This window comes from Mesorhizobium sp. M0772 (assembly GCF_040320135.1).
In the GTDB taxonomy this organism is placed as follows: domain Bacteria; phylum Pseudomonadota; class Alphaproteobacteria; order Rhizobiales; family Rhizobiaceae; genus Mesorhizobium.
Window position 1 is genome coordinate 81,334 of the sequence record NZ_JAMYPB010000020.1, and the last position, 18,981, is coordinate 100,314.

Here is an 18,981-nt window from a genome sequence, read left to right on the forward strand (position 1 = left end):
AGGTAACACAATGAAAAACCTCCTTTTGGCGTTTGGCCCCCCCCCCGCCCCCTTGGCCCGGGGGGCGTCGGCCCAGGCCGCCGACAAGTTGAAGGCATGCTGGGTCTACACCGGCCCGATCGGCGACTTCGGCTATTCCTACCAGCACGACCAGGGCCGCCTCGAGGTGGAAAAGGCGCTCGGCGACAAGGTCGAAACCGCCTATCTCGAGAACGTCTCGGAAGGTCCCGATGCCGACCGCGCTTTCGAGCGTCTGGCGCGCGAAGGCTGCAAGATCATCTTCGGCACCTCTTTCGGCTTCATGGACCCGGAAGTGAAGGTCGCCAAGAAGTTCCCCAAAGTGATGTTCGAGCACGCCACCGGCTACAAGACCGCTGACAATCTCGGCATCTACAATGCGCGCTTCTATGAAGGCCGCTATGTGCTCGGCCAGATCGCCGCCAAGGAATCGAAGGCAGGGGTCGCCGGCTATATCGTTTCCTTCCCGATCCCCGAAGTGGTGATGGGTATCAACTCCTTCATGCTCGGCGCGCAGTCGGTCAACCCGAACTTCAAGGCCAAGATCGTCTGGGTGAACTCCTGGTTCGATCCGGGCAAGGAAGCTGACGCGGCCAAGGCACTGTTCGACCAGGGCGCCGACATCATCGTTCAGCACACCGATTCCACCGCTGCCTTGCAGGTGGCGGAAGAGCGCAAGCTGCACGGCTTCGGCCAGTCCTCCGACATGATCAAGTTCGCGCCGAACGCGCAGCTGACCTCGCTGACGGACGAATGGGGGCCGTACTACATCAGCCGCGTCCAGGCGGCGCTCGACGGCACCTGGAAGCCGGACAATGTCTGGCTCGGCATCAAGGACGGCGCCGTCAAGCTGGCGCCCTTCACCAACATGCCGGACGATGTGAAGGCGATGGCCGAGGCAACCGCCAAGAAAATCGCAGATGGCTGGAACCCCTTCACCGGACCGGTCGCCAAGCAGGACGGCACGCCGTGGCTCAAGGACGGCGAAGTCGCCGACGACGGCACGCTGCTCGGCATGAACTTCTATGTGAAGGGCGTCGACGACAAGTTGCCGCAGTAAGTATCGGAACGCAAAAGAGAAGGGGCGCCGCGCGGCGCCCCTTTTCATTTCGCGGACTGCACGCTTCGACCGCGAAACCGCGCCGAGGGCTGTGCCAAAAATCCGAGGGCGCCGGGAGGCGCCCTTTTTGGTAATTTTCTAAACCGCCGAGCCGTAAAGGTCGTAGGCGTCGGCGCGGTCGATCTTGACCGTGACGATGTCGCCTTGGCGCAGCGGACGGCGCGACTGGATATGCACCGAACCGTCGATCTCGGGCGCGTCGTATTTTGTCCGGCCCTTGGCAGACGTGCCATGCGCCTCGTCGATCAGCACCGGCAGGCGCTTGCCGACCTTCTTAGCCAGCTGCGTCGCCGAGATCTTCTGCTGGCGCTGCATGAAGCGATGCCAGCGCGCTTCCTTGATCTCCTGCGGCACCTGTTCGAGGCCGAGATCGTTGGAGCGGGCGCCGCGGACCGGCTCGTATTTAAAGCAGCCGGCGCGATCGATCCTGGCCTCGTCCAGCCAGTCGAGCAGCATCTCGAAATCCTCGTCGGTCTCGCCGGGGAAACCGACGATGAAGGTCGAGCGTATCGCCAGATCCGGGCACACCTCGCGCCAGCCGCGAATGCGCTCCAGCGTCTTTTCGCCATGGGCTGGACGGCGCATGTTCTTCAGCACCTGCGGCGAGGCGTGCTGGAAGGGGATGTCCAGATAGGGAAGGATTTTTCCATCCGCCATCAGCGGGATGACATCGGCGACATGCGGGTAGGGGTAGACATAGTGCATGCGTACCCAGATGCCGAGCTTGCCCAGCTCCTCCGACAGGTCGAGGAATTTCGCCCGCACTTCGCGGTCGCCGAACATCGACGTCTGGTACTTGATGTCGATGCCGTAGGCGCTGGTGTCCTGCGAGATGACCAGCAATTCCTTGACCCCGGCCTTGGCCAGCTTCTCGGCCTCGCGCAGCACATCGGCCGCCGGGCGCGAGACGAGGTCGCCGCGCAGTGCGGGAATGATGCAGAAGGTGCAGCGGTTGTTGCAGCCTTCGGAAATCTTGAGATAGGCGTAGTGGCGCGGCGTCAGCTTGACGCCTTGCGGCGGCAGAAGGTCGATATAGGGATCGTGGCTGGGCGGCGCCGCCTCATGCACCGCGGCCATCACGCTCTCATAGGCCTGCGGGCCGGTGATGGCGAGGACGTTGGGGTGCTTCTCTCGGATGACGTCCGGCTCGGCGCCGAGGCAGCCGGTGACGATCACCCGGCCGTTTTCCGAAAGCGCCGAACCAATGGCGTTGAGCGATTCGTCGCGGGCCGAATCGAGAAAGCCGCAGGTGTTGACGACGACAAGGTCCGCGCCGTCATGCTTGCGCGCGATCTCATAGCCTTCGGCGCGCAGGCGCGTGATGATGCGCTCGGAATCCACAAGCGCCTTCGGGCATCCAAGGCTGACGAAACTGACGCGAGGCGCAGACATGAGAAACATTCCGGGTTTTTCGGGATCGGCGGCCAGTACCACACTTATTGCGGCATTGGTATGGGCAGCGGCTGCGGCGAACGCGACCACTGCCTCCGGCAGATACCCGTAGTATACAGAAGCTGTAGGACCGGCAGAGTCAGCTCACCACAGGACTGACATGCGGCCAGACCTCGACAACGCCGCGATAGACCATATCGATCGCGACGTAGAGAATGATCAGCAGGCCGACATAAGCGATCCAGCGGTGGCGGTGCAGCAGCTTGGCAATGAAGCTCGCGGCCAAGCCCATCAAGGCGATCGACAGCACCAGGCCTATGACAAGCACCGGAAAATGATCGCGCGCCGCACCGGCGACCGCCAGCACATTGTCCAGCGACATCGAAACATCGGCGACGACGATCTGCAGGGCCGCCTGGCCGAGCGTCTTGCGCGGCGCCTTGCCACCTACCGTTCTGTCGCTGTTGAGGTCGGAATCGGAGAGCGCCTCGGTCGCCTCGAACTCGTCGGCATGCGACGTCCGCAGCTCGCGCCACATCTTCCAGCACACCCACAACAAAAGGATGCCGCCGGCCAGCAGCAGGCCGACAATGGCAAGAAGCTTGACGGTGACGGCGGCAAACAGGATGCGCAGCACAGTCGCCGCCAACACGCCGATCAGGATGGCTTTCTTGCGCTGCTCGACCGGCAGGCCGGCGGCGGCAAGGCCGATGACGATGGCATTGTCGCCGGCAAGCACCAGATCGATGGCGATGACCTGGAGGAGGGCCGTCATGCTTGCAGCGCTGAAAATGTCCATCGACCGGAGCCCCTTGCTGTATCGGCGTGTTCGTCGTCGGATATGCCGACGCCCTAACGTGTATGGTTCCCGCGCGTCAAGAGACTGCCGGCGCAATTCCAGGAAAAGTGCGTAGCGGTTTTCCGTCCGGAATCATGCAAAAACAAAGAGTTAGAGTGGGTCAGCTGCTCTGTAAAAAGCTGAACCGCTCTAACGGCCGACGCTGAAAGCCACGGGAATAGGGAAGGTCGTTCTGCCAGAGAGAATTCTGGTCGCAGCGAATTCAGTCGTAGAGATTGTACTTCGCCCAGTCGGCTTCCGGAATCTCGTCGCCGATGCGGTAACGGAACTGCAGGACCTCCATATGGTCAGGCGCCGTCTCGCATTTGAACTTCAGCCGGTACCACTGCCCCTTGCTGCGGAAGGCAGCGCCCGGGCTGCGGATGGCATCGGCCTTCATTTCCGGCGTCGCGAAGGCGTAGGCGACGACGCGGTCTGCCTTGTACTTGTGGTCGTCATGGCTGATGCGGTCGAGCACTTCGGCGTCGCATCTCTGCTCCAGCCGGGTCTCCGGGTCGAGTTTCAGCAGGCCGGCGCGCAGGGCGGCGTCCATCGCGTGGGCGGGCCAGGCCAGCGTCACCGAGGCCAGCGCCGCAAGGAATAGTTTTTTCATGGGCGGGAGAACGACCATAACTCGCGTGAAAAATCAACCGGAGTGCCATTTTGGGGCAGCCGGATATGCGCGGAAATCGCCGTTGGCCGGGCAGGGTGTTTTGACGCAGCCGCTTTGATACGTCGCCGGCGCCATTCTTATTTGTCCGGGCTGCCATGCACCGATTGCCTGTTTCGCCGTCTTTGCGCTTCTCGCGATCGCGGCACCCACCGCCACGGCCGCAAGGCGATATAGACAGCGAGGAAGGCTCTTTGTGCAAGGCCGGCCTCGCTGTGCCAGACCTCCCTTATCCCCGCCGCCCGCAAGGCCCTTCGTTGGGTGCTGTTGCGGTCCCAGCGCCGGCTGATGCTGCCCGCCCGGTAGTATTTGTGGCAGAGCACTTGCGGCACGCGGACAAAGCCGCCGAGCAGCGACAGATGCAGAAGCCAGGTCCAGTCGGCGCTGAATTCGCCTTGGCTGTTGGGCTTGATCCCGCCGCTACGGTGGAACGCCCAGGCCCTGAATATCCCACGATTGGGAACCCACCATCCATGCGGCTGGCGCGCCATCGCCCGGCCACGCGCAAAACCGTCCTGCAAGCCCTCCAGCAGGTCGAACTTCCACGTGGCACTTTCGCCGCTGACTTCGATCACTTCGACGTCGCTGAACGACAGTACGGCCGCGGGATTGGCATCGAGCGCCCGCACCAGCGCCTCGATATAGGTTGGATCGATGACGTCGTCATGGAAGGCAAAGAACATCAATTCGCCGCTGGCATTGGCCATCAGATCGTTGGAGTTCTTCAGCCATCCCAGGTTTTTGTCCCGGCGGAGGATACGGACATCGTCGCGGCCGCCGGCGAAGGCTGAAACGATCTCGAATGTCGCGTCGGTCGAATTGTCCTCCCCGACCAGGATCTCGATATTGTCCCAGGTCTGCGCGGCGAGGCTGTCCAGCGTACGCGAAATGAATGCCGCCGAATTGTAGCATGGCACCAGCGCCGTGACCTTCGGCCGCCAGCCGGATCGAAGCTGGACTTGTTTCTGCGCTACCTGCTTCGCGCCGCCCTGTTCTGTCTCACCCATTCACTCGATCCCGCAGATTTGCCGCGCCAGCCTGTCGGCAAGCCACGGCGCCGTCGAATATTTACCTGTGTCGACCGAGATGTAGTTGCCCAGGCGGTTGACCCCGAATTGGTCGCGGCGATGGATTGTGGCTTTCGGGTCGCTGAGCGAACCACGCCCTTGCGCAAACACGAAGCCGCCGCGTACCTCAAGCTCCTCGGCATCGTCGAACATGCTGGAAACACTGGGCACCAACCGGGCGAGCGTGGCGCGAACGTCGCCGATGAACCGCTGTCGTGCGTCGGCATCGAGCGCTTGCGGCGTTTCGATCGACAATTCGCCACTCTCCGCAAGCAACCCGCTCGGGTACCAGGAGAGATAGAAGTTGCGCCCGTCATAGTTTTTTATGTCGCCGAACGGGCCAAGGGCGACGACCGCGCATGGCACATTGACAGGCTGCCTGGTGCGGCCGAACAGGCAAAGCCTGTAGCGGTGCGACCATCCGTGAACCGGCTCGATGCCGGCCGTGCGGTCGACAGCCAGCCGCCCCTCCCAAAGGCAATTGACGACGATGTCGAACGCCTCACTTTTCTTGCCTGCGACCGCCACGCGCCATTTCCCGTCAATTCCGTCCACCGGCTGTGCCGACAGGACTTTGGACGCCATCCGCAAGCTGATATTGGGTTCACCCCGAAGCGCCGCGCAAAGCCGGTCGGCAACCCATCGCGTGTTGACGGATCGCTCCGGCACCTGGAAGCCGCCGACGATCTGGTCCGAGTTGGTGACATCGGCCAATTCAGTTCTGGAAAGCCGTTTCGACCGCGCCGCCGATACGTCGGCAAGGTAGCTCGTGGCGTCAGCGTGGCTGCGCACCAATACATCCACACGTTCAAAGATCGCCCCCAGCGCCTCGGCAGCGACGATCGAGTTGCGATGGATCAGATAAAGGTCTTCCGAAAGGGTCGTGTGCGCTTCCAGATTGCTTCCGATCAGCTCGGAAACAAGCCTGCCGAAACACAGTCCTCCCGAAAGCAGATGCCGGGCGGTCAGCAGCGAGGGATCGTTCCCGTAGAGATAGCCGAGATGAATCTTGCCCTCGTTCCAACGGCTGGCGCAGGCCATCGGCTCGCTCTCCTTGTCGAAGAGGGACACCGCGTAGCCTCTGCGGGCCATCATGAGAGCGAGGCTGGCGCCCATGATGCCGGCGCCGAGAATAGCCATTCTGCCGCGAGGCGCTGTCATGTCCTGGCGCGCATCGCGGCCTCTCCTTTCCCGATGAGTGTCATCAGGGGTTCGATACGTAGTTTTCAGGGTCGTATTCGGTATCGCAGAAAACCAGCAAAGACGGGTTCTCGCCTTCATAGGTCTGCAGCGCCCACACCGGGGCATCGACCAGCACCGCGCGGTTCGATGCGGTGAGCGTCAGCCGTTCGATCTGTTCCTGATAGCGAAATTCGATGCCGATCTGGCCCGACAGCTGCATCATCAATTGCCGGCCCGAGCCGTGTGCATGTCCGCCCCGCGACGTGCCGCGCGGCGCGGTGACGACGAACGCCCGCACGGCTTGGAAATTGTAACCGCTGAACTCGATAGCGGTCAGCATTCCCCTGGGATCGCAATGTAACGAAGTGGGGATCTCGGTGACCTTGCCGCCAAAGAACGTTCGATGCTGCATAACGTAAGCCCGCCAGATGCCGGTCGAAATTTACCTCAGACTAGCGCTTATATCAAAAGACAGAGAATACAACCACTTAGGCGGTGTTTTGGGACACAGCAGCGGATCGATGTCGAGCTCGGCCTCAGGCCGATACGGTGCCGACTACCGAAGGTCGCCGCGCCGTCACGACTTCTGAGTCGCGGCCGAAACCACGGCTTAAGACCTTGGTCCGAGCGGTCTAGGACCTTTGAGTTCGGAAGGCCGGCCGGTCCCAACGAGGGTGATCTACTTCAGCAATTTCAAAGAGTTATGCTGGTTGGCGTTTCGCCGGCCGGCCGCTTCGTTCTCGCAATGAAAGCACAGCTATATCCAAGTTTACCCTTTGTGTTAGCGATTCCTCATGTTGCCCGCTATAGCGGTTAGTGGCGGTGGCAATCTCGGAGGTAGTTATGACATCCCGAAAGACCCTTTTTGCTGCATTTGCGGTGTTCTCGCTTCTGGTGTCGCCGGCCCTGGCTGCTGCTGGTGGCAACGGCCATGGTAACGGCCATGGCAACGGTAACGGTAACGGCAATGGCAATAGCGGAGGAAACGGTAATGCTGGCGGCAATGGCGGAGGCGGCGGTTCGCTCGGCAAGTCGGCATCCGCCAAGGGCCAGGTCGCCAAGGCCGCTACCGGTTCAGTGTCTAAGGAAAAGAATATCCATGCCAAGCTGGGCCGATTGAACTCACTGCAGCGCAACGCCAACGCCCTTATGCACTCCAAGAGCAAGAACTTCGCTGGCGTGCAGGCTTTTGTGACACAGTCGGCAATAGCCAAGAACGCTCAATCGGCGCTCGATGCCGCTAATCAGGCGGTTGCCGACGCCAAAGCGGCGCTCGACGCGCTGAATGCGAAAGCGGCTGACCCGAATACCCCGCCCGAAGATGTCCCGACGCAGGCCGACCTCGATGCAGCACAGGCAGCGCTCGATGACGCCACCCAGGATGCGGCCGCTGCTCAGACCGCCGCCACAGCTGCCGCTGCCAACGTCCCATCGATCGATGCAGCCCTTGCCCAAATGGCCAACAAGCCCGTTGACCCTGAGGTGACAGATTGGGCCAATAGCGTACTTGCCGACAAGATCGACCAAGTAGCCGCCAAGCTGGCGCCGGCCGCGCCTTAAGGCCCCATGCGGCGGCAGCGATCCAATCGACGATAAGCCGTCGGGTCCGCCCGGCGGCTGCACCTTTCTCGCCTATCTGCAGCGTTGGTCCCAATGCAGGTCCGAGATTCTGGTCATGGCTATTTTGCGAAATCTCCAGCCGGGCCGCCGTCCTCAAGGCTGAATTCATGCGTGCTTCGCGCATCTTCATCGACCACACGAAACCAATGCTCCTGAAGCGCTCTAGGCGACACCCTTTGGCCCGTGACCTTCTCTACCGCAGATAACGGATCATCGGCGCTCGTGGCCTGAGTTGAGACACACTCCTCTCCATGCCACTCTTCCACCTGGTACTCTGGCATGCCGGCCTACCTACCGCTCCCCAGAGCCTTCGCTTCCCGCTCCAGCGTCTCGCGTCGGTTGCCGTGCTTCGCGATCAATCCCTTGACCTGCTGCGGGGTGATGCCGGCCTTGGTGGCGAAATACTCGACTTCATAATCCTCATCGGCAGAGACGCGGTCCCGATCGCGGAAGTCCGTCTTCGTTTTGTCGTCGGCCATTTGCTTTGCTCCTGGTTGAATGATCAACCGCAACGTGCAGCCGCAGCCTTTTGTTGCAGCGGAGCCCGGATTTCCGAAACGGTCACATGGGAAAACGGCCCTCAGTCGCAGGAGGTGCTGGTGTTGCTGTAACTTTGAACGGAACGGTTCTTCTCCTTGACGGTTGTGACGTGAAGGAGATGCCTCATGTTTGAAAGTGTGATGTGGTTGATCGTCGTTGCTGGTGGGCCACTGTTGCTGGCCCTATTGATGGCATACGTTCTTATGACCCGACGCCACCGTGGTCCTGCAGAACGCATGGAAAGCGACCGCGCGACCAAACGGCTCTACCGCCAGGACGAACGTTGATCCTGAGGCTGGCGCAACGTTTGCGCTCACGCTTGCCCGCTGCCTCGCGGTGGCAGGCTTCTTCGTTTTAGGAAGATAGGAATAACTTAGGAAAGATTTGGCCCTCTTTGAAAATACAGAGGCAATTCAGCACGGTAGCCAAATATCTGGCGGAGGGAGTGGGATTCGAACCCACGGTGGGCTTGCACCCACGCCGGTTTTCAAGACCGGTGCCTTAAACCGCTCGGCCATCCCTCCAACGTGACTTTTCAATCATCTAGGAACATCAACCGACCCAGTGAACGACAGTTGGTATCGAATGATACCTATCCTTCCGGACCAGCTTGCGGTTCATTTCTCTAGAGCGTTGCCCATCGCCAAGTCAACCATCGGCGCTGCCATGGATAATAGGGGGTGGCGTTCGTTACCCGAACGGAGCTGCGAACCCGTTTTCGAAGGAGCCGGGATCTAATTGCGATCCTTGCTGCCGACCTGCACAAGTTGCAGAAGACCCAGCACGACAAGTGCGAGCAAGGTAGCTAAAGCCGCGATCTGCCAGAACCCGAGCCCAACCGCCAGGCCTATGGCGCCTGCCAGCCACATGCCCGCCCCAGTGGTAAGCCCTTGAACCTCGCCCTTGGAGAAGAAGATCAAGCCCGCGGCCAGAAATGCCACGCCGGCAGTCGTGGCTTCGATCAAGCGGATAGGATCAATGGCGATTTCCTGACCATCGAAGACGTGAAGATGAGTAATCTCGATCGTGAGGATAGCAATTAGAGCCGTCGCAACACAGACCAGGATGTGTGTCCTCAATCCGGCCGGTCGGTTACGCCATTCGCGTTCGATCCCAACGATGGAGCCAAGGACGGCCGCGAGCAAAAGCCTGGCTGAAATTACGGAAAAGGGCAGCCACGTCTGTTGCCCGAAACGTTCAATGAATTCATCCATGAGGCGCAGAACGTATCTCGGGTCGGTCGGTTCCAGGCAGCCGCGCTTCATGCCACAGGTTCACTTCCAGACTCCAAAGGACAGAGGTCTCGGATGCCTCCTCACAGGCGCCCGGCCAGCCCGGGACCTGGCCGCCACAATCCTGCCCGGTTCCGGACACAATCGATTAATACGCTGATAAACAATTCCTGCGCACAAGGGATGGGGATTGGCGCGTCGCAGGCATTGCTCATCTGGCTCCGCCGAAATTCTAGAAGCGGCGCCTGTGTCGAGACGGTAGGGGACATCGGAAAACATGCAGACCACGACGCATCGGCGTCTTCGTCGCGCTCCTGCTTTGGTGTTGTGCGCTCTTTCGGCTGCGTTGCTGGCCGCGTGCGCGTCGCCGCAGTCCGAGCCGAAAGCCATGGTCTACAAGAAGCCTCGCTCGAAGGAATATTTTGCCGAGACCGAATACGGTGTGAAGGCCAGCCCGCGCGTTCAGTACATGCGGCGCGGCGGCGGCCGCGACCAGTTGGGCAAGCCCTATCAGGTGCGCGGCAAGTGGTATTACCCCAAGGAAGACAAGCGCTACGCCAAGGTCGGTCTCGCCTCCTGGTATGGCGATGCCTTCCACGGTCGTCTCACAGCCAATGGCGAAGTCTACGACATGACCCATCTGACGGCGGCGCATCCGACCATGCCGCTGCCAAGCTACGCCCGTGTCACCAACACCGAGACCGGAAGCTCGGTCATCGTGCGCGTCAACGACCGCGGCCCCTATCACGAGGGACGCATCATCGATGTCTCGGAACGCGCCGCGCAAATGCTCGACTATGCCAAGGTCGGCACGGCCAGGGTCAAGGTGGAATATATTGGCCGCGCACCGCTCGACGGCGACGACGACCAATATCTGGTCGCCTCCTACCGCCCGGGCAACCGCCCGGACCCGTCCGATGGCTTGCCGACCGGCGTCATGGTGGCGATGAACGGACCTTCGCCGAGCCTATCTGTTGGCGCACCCCCTGCCGTAGTGCCGTTTCCTGGTCAGTTGACGAATTCCGACACACAGCCAGTGATGTCGATGCAGGCACCGGCCTCAAGCGATGTGACGCTGCCTGAATTCGGGCCGATCGTGCCTCAGCGCCCGGAATCGCCCTTTGCCGTGGCTTCGCTCTCCTATGCGGATGAGCGCGTACAGCGCGCCGACGTCTTTGCAGCGCTTGACGATCAGGGCATGTCGCCAGCCGACATCCTGCAATCGTGGAAGAAATCCAACCCGCAGGCATCGCCTGCCGTTTCCGACTATGTCGCCGCCGGATCCTTCGACGATGCTGCCGAGGCAAAGCGGGTGGCTGCGGCTCTCGAACCGTTCGGCAGGACCGAAATCCAGAGCACCGAACTCGACGGCAATGACTGGTACGCGGTCAATCTCTATCCGGATGGCCATGGCAATGTCGACGACCTCTTGCGCGCGGCATGGTCGCATGGCGCGCCGGACGCGCTGGCTGTGCGCAACTGACCAACAAAGGCACGCCGGTTTTGTGATTGCGCGGTTGATCCGCCGGGAAGAAGCCTGATAGCGTTGCGGCAAGTTTCTGCCGGCTAACAGTCGAGCCTCTTCATGCGATTTCGCCTTTTCCACCCTTTTGCCGGGCTTTTTGGCCTTGGCTTCTTGCTTGCCGCGCTGGTTCCGGCCAACGCGCAGCTTTTCGAGACCAAGGCGACGCGGGCTTTCATGATCGATGCCGAAACCGGCACGGTGCTCTTTTCCAAGGATGCCGACCAACCGATCCCGCCGGCCTCGATGGCCAAGCTGATGACCATGGAGATGGTCTTCAACGCCATCAAGTCGAAGCGCATGAGCCTCGACGACACCTTCGTGGTCTCGGAGAATGCCTGGCGCAAGGGCGGCGCCCCGTCGGGAACGTCGACCATGTTCGCCAAGCTCAAATCGGCGATCCGGGTCGAGGATCTGATCCAGGGGGTCACCATACAGGCCGCCAATGACGGCTGCATGGTGCTGGCCGAAGGCATGGCCGGTTCGGAAGAGAATTTCGCGGCGCAGATGAACGATCGCGCGCGCCAGATCGGGCTCGCGAAATCGACATTCGTCAATTCGACCGGCCTGCCGGCCGACGGCCAGCAGACGACGGTGCGCGAACTGGCGCAGCTTGGCCTGCATATATGGCGCGAATATCCGGATCTCTATCTCTATTACGGCCGGCCCGATTTCACCTGGAACAAGATCTCGCAAAAGAACCGCAACCCGTTGCTGGCCATGGGCATCGGCGCCGACGGAATGGCGGTCGGGTCAAGCGAGGCGGGCGGTTTCGGCATCGTCGGCTCGGTCAGCCATGAGGGGACCAGGGTGTTCGCGGCGATGAGCGGATTGGCCAATGACCGCGAGCGCGCAGAGGAAGCGCGCAAGCTGCTCGAATGGGGCGTCCGCTCCTTCGAGAAGACCGAGATTTTCGCCAGCAACGAAGTGGTCGGCGAGGCCCAGGTGTTCGGCGGCGCCAAATCCAGCGTAGCGCTGAAGGCAAAGGCGCCCATCGACGTCCTGCTGCCGATCGCCAACCGCGACAAGCTGACCGCCAGGATCGTCTATCAGGGGCCGGTATCGGCGCCGGTGGAGGAGGGACAGCCCGTCGGCGCGCTGCGCGTCTGGATCGGCGACACGCTGAGCCAGGAAACACCGCTTTTCGCCGCCGAATCGGTTGGCGTCGGCACACTGCCGCAACGAGCGTTTGATGCCGCCAGGGAACTGGCCGTAGGCTGGCTGCGTTGAGTTCCTGCCGCGTGGACCTTTTCTCGGGCGCGGACTAAGACACCAGCGCAAAGCAGGACAAAGGCCTTTCGATTGGCAAGCGGATTTTTCATCACCTTCGAAGGCGGCGAGGGCGCCGGCAAGTCGACGCAGATCGAGCGGCTGGCCCAGAAGATGCGCGCCAAGAAATACGATGTCCTCCTCACCCGCGAACCCGGGGGGTCACCCGGCGCCGAGGCGGTCAGGCACGTGCTCCTGTCCGGCGCCGCCGAGCCTTTCGGGCCGAAGATGGAGGCGTTGCTGTTTGCCGCCGCACGCTCCGACCATGTCGAGCAGGTCATCCGGCCGGCGGTGGAGCGCGGCTCCATCGTGCTTTGCGACCGTTTCCTGGATTCGTCGCGCGTCTATCAGGGCGTCACAGGCGGCCTCGATCCGGCTTTCATGGAAGCTCTGGAGGAGGTCGCCATCAACGGCATGATGCCGGACATGACGCTGATCCTTGACATTGACCCCGCCGAGGGCTTGCGGCGCGCCGCCGCGCGGCGTGGCGCCGAGGACGGTCCGGACCGCTTCGAAAAGGAGACGCTGGACATCCACCAGCGCCGCCGTGACGCCTTCCTGGCGATCGCAGCCGCCGAGCCGGACCGCTGCATCGTGATCGACGCGTCGGCTCCTCCCGCTGCGGTGGAGGATGTCATCACCGCGGTGGTGTTCGCCGCACTTGAGGCGAGGGCGCCCGCGCGCAACCGACAGGCGGCGCCCGCATGATCTTCGAACGCATCGCTCCCGAGCAGCACGACACACTGGACGGTGTACCGGAGCCGTCCGAGACGCTGCGCCTGGTCGGCCATGAGCAGGCGGCCGCGATGCTCGCTGCCGCCTATCGCTCGGGAAAACTGCCGCATGCGTTGATCTTTGCCGGGCCGGTCGGCATCGGCAAGGCGACGCTTGCCTTTCACCTGGCGCACCATCTGTTGAAGCATCCGGCCTTCGACCAGGCGCCGGATGTGTTTGCCGTTCCCGATCCGGCCTCACCGCTGTTTCGCCAGATCGCCACCGGGGCGCATCCCGGCGTGCTGCACCTGACCCGGCCGCTGAACGACAAGACCAAGAGTTTCAAGACCGTCGTCACCGTCGACGAGATCCGCAAGGTCAACCGCTTCCTGTCGCTGACCTCGCATGACGGCAGCTACCGGGTGGTGATCGTCGATCCGGCCGACGACATGAACACCAACGCCGCCAATGCCTTGCTGAAGAACCTCGAGGAGCCGCCGAGCCGCACGCTGTTCATCCTCATCGTGCATGCGCCGGGCAGCCTTTTGCCGACCATCCGTTCGCGCTGCCAGATGGTGCGGCTGACGCCGCTCGATGCCGGCAGCCTGATGAGTGTTCTGGAGACCGTCGAGCCGCCGCCACCTTCCGATCCTGCTGCGCGCGCGGCACTAGCGGAACGGGCAGGGGGCAGCGCCCGCAATGCGATCCTTCTGACCCAATATGGCGGGCTGGAGATTGCCGGCACGCTCGACGCCCTGGTCACGTCGGGCAAGAGCGACATCGCCGGCGCCTATCGCCTTGCCGAGGCCGTCGCCGGCCGCGACCAGGCGATCCAGTTCGACATCTTCAACCGCCGCGCGCTCGATCTGCTCTCCACCGGCGCCAGTGAAGCCGCGCTGGCCGGGGATCTCGCGCGGGCGAAAACGCTGTCCGACACTTGGCACGAGGCGCTGAACGCCATATCTGAGACCGATACCTACAATCTCGACAAGAAGCAGCACGCCTTGACCATGATCGACCGACTGAATTCCGCAATGCGAATGTGACCGGATCCGGCCTCGGGTCGGGATGGCAATCGCCGTCTCGATGCGATATCCACCGCTCACACTCAATTCGGACATTCATGACGGTTCATTCATGTCACGCGACACATTCTACATCACCACACCGATTTTCTATCCGAACGGCAAGCCGCATATCGGCCACGCCTATACGGTCATTGCGACCGACGCGCTGGCCCGCTTCCAGCGCCTGGACGGCAAGGACGTGCTCTTCCTCACCGGCACCGACGAACATGGCCTCAAGATGCAGCAGACGGCCGAGAAGGAAGGCATAACGCCACTCGCGCTTGCCGACCGCAACTCGGCGATCTTCCGTTCGATGACAGAGGTCCTGGGCGGCTCGAATGATGATTACATCCGCACGACGGAACCACGCCACTACGAGTCGTGCCAGGCGATCTGGAAGGCGATGGCGGCCAATGGCGACATCTATCTCGACCGCTACAGTGGCTGGTATTCGGTCCGCCAGGAAGCCTATTTCGAAGAGAGCGAAACCACGCTCGGCGACGACGGCGTGCGCCGCGAGCCGCTTGGCTCGCCGGTCGAATGGAATGAGGAGGAAAGCTACTTCTTCAGGCTTTCCGCCTATCAGGACAAATTGCTTGCGCTGTACGAAAGCCAGCCCGATTTCGTCGGTCCGGCCGAGCGCCGAAATGAGGTGATGAGCTTCGTCAGGTCCGGCCTCAAGGACATCTCGGTCTCGCGCACGACCTTCAATTGGGGCGTGCCGGTGCCCGGCGACGACAAGCATGTGATGTATGTCTGGGTCGATGCCTTGACCAACTACATCACCGCTGCCGGCTATCCCGACACCAAGGCCGAGCAATGGCGCTACTGGCCGGCCACGCACATCATCGGCAAGGACATCGTCCGCTTCCATGCTGTCTACTGGCCGGCTTTCCTGATGTCGGCCGGCATCGAACTGCCGAACCGCGTCTTCGCGCATGGCTTCCTGTTCAACCGCGGCGAGAAAATGTCGAAGTCGGTCGGCAATGTCGTAGACCCCTTCACCATGGTCGAGCATTACGGCCTCGACCAGGTGCGCTATTTCTTCCTGCGCGAGGTGCCATTCGGCCAGGACGGCAGCTACAGCCATGACGCGATCGTCAACCGCACCAATGCCGATCTCGCCAACGGTCTCGGCAATCTGGCGCAGCGCTCGCTGTCGATGATCGCCAAGAACTGCGGCGGCGTGGTGCCGCATCGCGGCGAGCTGACCGAAGCCGACAGCGCGATCCTCGACCAGGCGGTGGAAGCGCTGGGTACCGCGCGCCAGGCGATGGCGGAACAGGGCATCCATCTCGCGTTGGCGGCGATCTTCGGCGTTGTGGCGGAAGCGGATCGCTACTTCGCCTCGCAGGCGCCCTGGGCGCTGAAGAAGACCGATCCGGCGCGCATGGAAACAGTGCTGTGGACGACCGCCGAACTGGTGCGGCGCGCGGCATTGCTGTGCCAGCCCTACATTCCGAGGTCGGCCGGCAAGCTGCTGGACCTGCTGGCGGTGCCGGCGGACAAGCGCGACTTCGCGCATGTCCATGCCGACTATGCGCTGGTGCCCGGCACGGCGCTGCCCGCGCCGGAGGGCGTGTTTCCGCGTTACGTCGAAAAGCCTGAGGCGAGCGCCTGATGCTCGTCGACAGCCATTGCCATCTCGACTTTCCGGATTTCGCCGAGGAGCGGGCGGCCATCGTCGCCCGCGCAAAGGCTGCCGGTATAGGTCACATGGTGACCATCTCGACACGCGTGAAGCGGTTTGCGCAAGTGCTTGAGATTGCCGAGAGTTTCGACGAAATCTATTGCTCGGTCGGCACCCATCCTCACAATGCCGGCGAAGAGCTGGATGTGACGGCTGAGGACCTTGTGCGCCTGTCCGCGCACCCGAAGGTGGTGGCGATCGGCGAGGCCGGGCTCGACTATTTTTACGACAAGGCGCCACGCGATGCGCAGGCGCAGGGTTTTCGCACTCATATAGCAGCCGCGCGCGAGACCGGGCTGCCGCTGGTGATCCATTCGCGCGATGCCGATGACGACATGGCTGCCATCCTCGAAGACGAAACAGGGAAGGGCGCCTTCCCCTTCATCCTGCATTGTTTTTCGTCGGGGCGACGGCTGGCAGAGGTCGGCGTGGCGCTTGGTGGCTATGTGTCCTTCTCGGGCATACTGACCTTCAAGAACTCCGCCGATTTACGCGCCATCGCAGCCGATGTGCCGCGTTACCGGCTGCTGGTCGAGACCGACGCACCGTATCTGGCGCCGGTGCCGTTCCGCGGCAAACGCAACGAGCCGGCCTATATCGCGCATACAGCCAAGGTGCTGGCGGAGACGGTCGGCGTTGGCGAAGCCGAGATCGCGACGCTGACGACGGAGAACTTCTTCCGGCTGTTCGGCAAGATGCCGCGGCCCGCCGGGCTCTGACGCATGAGCGACCGGCTGCGCCTCACCATCCTCGGCTGCGGCTCGTCACCTGGCACGCCGCGCATCACCGGCGATTGGGGCAATTGCGACCCGGCCAATCCGAAAAACCGGCGTACACGCTCAGCCGCGCTCGTCGAGCGGATAGCAGCCAACGGCGCCAGAACCACGGTCGTCATCGACACCGGGCCTGATTTCCGTGAGCAGATGCTGATGGCGGCGGTCCGGCGCATCGACGCCGTCGTCTATACGCATCCGCACGCCGACCACATCCACGGCATCGACGATCTGCGCGGCTACGTGCTGGAGCAGCGCCATTTGATCGATGTCCATGCCGACCAGCCGACCATGCTCAGGCTGCGCGAAGCGTTCGGCTATTGCTTCGAGACGCCGCTTGGCAGTTCCTATCCGCCGATCGTCAGGCCGCACATCATCGATCACGCAAGGGCGGTGACGATCGAAGGCGAGGGCGGTGCCCTCACCCTCGAGCCGCTGCCGCAGATCCATGGCGACATCATTTCGCTCGGCTTCCGCATCGGCGGGCTGGCCTACTGCCCCGATATAAGCGACTTCCCGAATACCACCGCCGAGCGGCTGCGCGGCCTGGAAATGCTGGTCATCGATGCCTTGCAGTACCATACCCATCCCAGCCATCTGTCGCTCGGTCAGGCGCTCGGCTGGATTGAAAAACTGGCGCCGAAACAGGCCGTGCTGACGCATATGCACGTGCCGCTCGACTATGCCACGGTCAAGGCTGAGGTGCCGGCCAACGTCACTCCGGCCTATGACGGCATGGTGATCGAAATTCCTTTATGAGACAGCATGATACGAGCAGATGTTTATAAGGACGTTCGGTTCTTCGGCGCGAAGATCAGCAGCGTTCCAATCCGCTCATAGCCCATGCGGGGATAAAGCAGCGCTCCTGCACGCGTCGCCAACAGCATCGAGCACCGCGACCCATGCGCTTTGTCGTCATGCAGCATTTTGGCCATCAGCGCCTGGCCGATGCCTCGACGCCGGTGCGAAGGCTCGACAAACATTGCCGAGCACCATGTGGCGCCGACGGCGTCTATGCTGCGCACACGCCCGACGATGGCGTCGCCATCGAGCGCCACATACTGGCGAAACGGCGCATTGTCGCCGAGTTGATCGTCTGGAAGTGGCCGCCTGCGTATGACCTTTCCCAGTTGTGCAGCGCGTTCAGCCGTCCTCACGCGTTCGATAGAGACGATTGCTGGCGGGTCTGGAATTTGGCGCAGCGACTGGACGAAAAAGCCTTCCGTCCGCAGCAGCCGGTAGCCGAGCGCCTTGTAGGCCGTTCGCGTTGGTTCGTCCGGGCCATCATTCGCGATCACGACCGAAACGGCAAAGCCCGGCCGCGCATGCTGCCGCACGATGGCATCGGCTTCCTCGGCGGCGACGTCATGGACGATCCATTCTTCGCCACGGTAGTCGCGTGCATTCTTGCGCTCGGCATCGCGCATCAGCCACAAGGGTCCGACGCGGCTGGCTTCGTATGGAAAGGTGCGGCTCTTGTCGGTGCTGAAGCCGTGCACGAACACTTCGATCGCCGCTTCGATGTCACGCTTTCCTGTCGTCATCGACACAGCGTAGCGTTGGCCAACGGCTCATGCCAAGCCCTATGAAAGTCCGCGTCCTTTCCCAGCTGCAGCCTGATGCATAAGTTCCATAATCTATCTTATGCGACTTTCACATGTGGCTGCTGACTGAGATGCAGGCCGGCGGCTCTGATTGCTTGGCGGGAGGAACGTTGACGAAGCAGTGGCGAAATGAGTTGGCGTGGTCTTCATTTCTCAAGGGATGGCGCCTTTCGCAAAGGCCTCGACTTCCTGCTCGACGGGCTGGCACCAGGAAAACGAACAGGAGCGTCATCCCGAGAAGCTTTCCAGGAGGCCGCTGAAGGCTGCTGCGATTGCAACAAGATGGAAGACGCCAAGGGCCAGCCATCTGGAGCCGCCGGCGCCCGCAACAAATGCCCCATAGGCAGGAAACTGCAGCGCAGCCAATCCGATGGAAAGGCCGGTGATCGTTGTGTTGGTCAACAGCGTTGCCAGCATGGGGACCGGATAGAGAAGTCGCGCCAGCCCATAGTCGCCATGCCCGGCTCCGGCCGAATAGAGCGCCAGGAAAAAGGCGACGGGCGTGATGCCGAGGCCGACAAGGAACCCTGCCCGCGAGGAGAATTTTGGCGACGTCATCTGGCCATGGCCAGGGGCCCCTGTCGGCTGGCCATGGGCCAGGCGGGGGGCGGGTCGCCGTCGGGCGGCGCGCCCGGTGGCGAATGGGCACGCCCCGTCGGCGGG

At 62.3% G+C, this 18,981-nt stretch carries 20 protein-coding genes and 1 tRNA gene; 10 read left to right on the plus strand and 11 right to left on the minus strand.

The genetic code is table 11. The annotated features are described in order from the left end of the window. The first annotated feature begins 10 nt into the window (after positions 1-10). Positions 11-1,078, plus strand: a complete 1,068-nt coding sequence (locus tag NKI06_RS15830) for a BMP family ABC transporter substrate-binding protein (protein ID WP_352986112.1) — start codon at positions 11-13, stop codon at positions 1,076-1,078. A gap of 138 nt (positions 1,079-1,216) precedes the next feature. Here the strand turns inward: NKI06_RS15830 and rimO are convergent, their stop codons facing one another. From rimO to NKI06_RS15860, 6 genes are all read right to left on the minus strand, one after another. Further along, positions 1,217-2,530 (minus strand): 30S ribosomal protein S12 methylthiotransferase RimO, encoded by a 1,314-nt coding sequence (rimO, locus tag NKI06_RS15835; protein WP_023691314.1) that lies wholly within the window; start codon positions 2,528-2,530, stop codon positions 1,217-1,219. A gap of 139 nt (positions 2,531-2,669) precedes the next feature. Beyond that, positions 2,670-3,329, minus strand: coding sequence for a TerC family protein (locus NKI06_RS15840; protein ID WP_023668959.1), 660 nt, complete (start codon positions 3,327-3,329; stop codon positions 2,670-2,672). 262 nt (positions 3,330-3,591) lie between these two features. Then, positions 3,592-3,999, minus strand: coding sequence for a DUF930 domain-containing protein (locus NKI06_RS15845; RefSeq protein ID WP_032889884.1), 408 nt, complete (start codon positions 3,997-3,999; stop codon positions 3,592-3,594). A 119-nt stretch (positions 4,000-4,118) separates the two neighbouring features. Next, positions 4,119-5,045, minus strand: coding sequence for a glycosyltransferase family 2 protein (locus NKI06_RS15850; protein WP_023691313.1), 927 nt, complete (start codon positions 5,043-5,045; stop codon positions 4,119-4,121). After that, complete coding sequence (locus tag NKI06_RS15855) at positions 5,046-6,266, minus strand: FAD-dependent oxidoreductase (RefSeq protein WP_352986114.1); 1,221 nt, start codon at positions 6,264-6,266, stop codon at positions 5,046-5,048. 43 nt (positions 6,267-6,309) lie between these two features. Further along, entirely contained in the window at positions 6,310-6,699 is a 390-nt protein-coding gene (locus NKI06_RS15860) for a sugar 3,4-ketoisomerase (protein WP_023832183.1), read from the minus strand. Between the two features lie 431 nt (positions 6,700-7,130). Between NKI06_RS15860 and NKI06_RS15865 the strand changes: the two genes are divergently transcribed. Continuing rightward, positions 7,131-7,847 carry a hypothetical protein gene (locus NKI06_RS15865; RefSeq protein WP_352986115.1) on the plus strand — a complete coding sequence of 239 codons (717 nt, stop codon included), beginning with the start codon at positions 7,131-7,133 and terminating at the stop codon, positions 7,845-7,847. A gap of 347 nt (positions 7,848-8,194) precedes the next feature. Here the strand turns inward: NKI06_RS15865 and NKI06_RS15870 are convergent, their stop codons facing one another. After that, positions 8,195-8,386, minus strand: coding sequence for a DUF3606 domain-containing protein (locus NKI06_RS15870; RefSeq protein ID WP_352670684.1), 192 nt, complete (start codon positions 8,384-8,386; stop codon positions 8,195-8,197). A 186-nt stretch (positions 8,387-8,572) separates the two neighbouring features. Here NKI06_RS15870 and NKI06_RS15875 point away from each other — a divergent pair, with 186 nt between their 5' ends. Beyond that, positions 8,573-8,734, plus strand: a complete 162-nt coding sequence (locus tag NKI06_RS15875; RefSeq protein WP_023691300.1) for a hypothetical protein — start codon at positions 8,573-8,575, stop codon at positions 8,732-8,734. A gap of 147 nt (positions 8,735-8,881) precedes the next feature. On the opposite strand, the gene NKI06_RS15880 is transcribed toward NKI06_RS15875, so the two are convergent. Beyond that, positions 8,882-8,971, minus strand: a tRNA-Ser gene (locus NKI06_RS15880). A 210-nt stretch (positions 8,972-9,181) separates the two neighbouring features. Then, complete coding sequence (locus tag NKI06_RS15885; protein WP_027050850.1) at positions 9,182-9,661, minus strand: MgtC/SapB family protein; 480 nt, start codon at positions 9,659-9,661, stop codon at positions 9,182-9,184. Between the two features lie 295 nt (positions 9,662-9,956). Here NKI06_RS15885 and NKI06_RS15890 point away from each other — a divergent pair, with 295 nt between their 5' ends. From NKI06_RS15890 to NKI06_RS15920, 7 genes are all read left to right on the plus strand, one after another. Beyond that, on the plus strand, positions 9,957-11,162 hold the full coding sequence (locus tag NKI06_RS15890; protein ID WP_023701721.1) for a septal ring lytic transglycosylase RlpA family protein: 1,206 nt from the start codon (positions 9,957-9,959) through the stop codon (positions 11,160-11,162). Positions 11,163-11,264: 102 nt separating this feature from the next. Beyond that, on the plus strand, positions 11,265-12,431 hold the full coding sequence (locus NKI06_RS15895; protein WP_352986116.1) for a D-alanyl-D-alanine carboxypeptidase family protein: 1,167 nt from the start codon (positions 11,265-11,267) through the stop codon (positions 12,429-12,431). Between the two features lie 72 nt (positions 12,432-12,503). Beyond that, positions 12,504-13,178 carry a dTMP kinase gene (gene tmk, locus NKI06_RS15900; RefSeq protein WP_023668949.1) on the plus strand — a complete coding sequence of 225 codons (675 nt, stop codon included), beginning with the start codon at positions 12,504-12,506 and terminating at the stop codon, positions 13,176-13,178. Beyond that, complete coding sequence (locus tag NKI06_RS15905) at positions 13,175-14,230, plus strand: DNA polymerase III subunit delta' (RefSeq protein WP_023730621.1); 1,056 nt, start codon at positions 13,175-13,177, stop codon at positions 14,228-14,230. The genes tmk and NKI06_RS15905 overlap by 4 nt, the downstream gene beginning before the upstream one ends. 91 nt (positions 14,231-14,321) lie before the next feature. Continuing rightward, positions 14,322-15,872: a methionine--tRNA ligase gene (gene metG, locus NKI06_RS15910; RefSeq protein ID WP_352986117.1), complete on the plus strand. Its 1,551-nt coding sequence runs from the start codon at positions 14,322-14,324 to the stop codon at positions 15,870-15,872. Further along, entirely contained in the window at positions 15,872-16,660 is a 789-nt protein-coding gene (locus NKI06_RS15915) for a TatD family hydrolase (RefSeq protein WP_352986119.1), read from the plus strand. The genes metG and NKI06_RS15915 overlap by 1 nt, the downstream gene beginning before the upstream one ends. Positions 16,661-16,663: 3 nt before the next feature. Then, positions 16,664-17,473 (plus strand): MBL fold metallo-hydrolase, encoded by an 810-nt coding sequence (locus tag NKI06_RS15920; protein ID WP_352986122.1) that lies wholly within the window; start codon positions 16,664-16,666, stop codon positions 17,471-17,473. Between the two features lie 23 nt (positions 17,474-17,496). Here NKI06_RS15920 and NKI06_RS15925 read toward each other — a convergent pair whose 3' ends face one another. After that, positions 17,497-18,258 (minus strand): GNAT family N-acetyltransferase, encoded by a 762-nt coding sequence (locus NKI06_RS15925; protein ID WP_352986124.1) that lies wholly within the window; start codon positions 18,256-18,258, stop codon positions 17,497-17,499. A gap of 288 nt (positions 18,259-18,546) precedes the next feature. Beyond that, on the minus strand, positions 18,547-18,981 hold a 435-nt coding region (locus NKI06_RS15930), incomplete at its 5' end, for a hypothetical protein (RefSeq protein WP_352986126.1).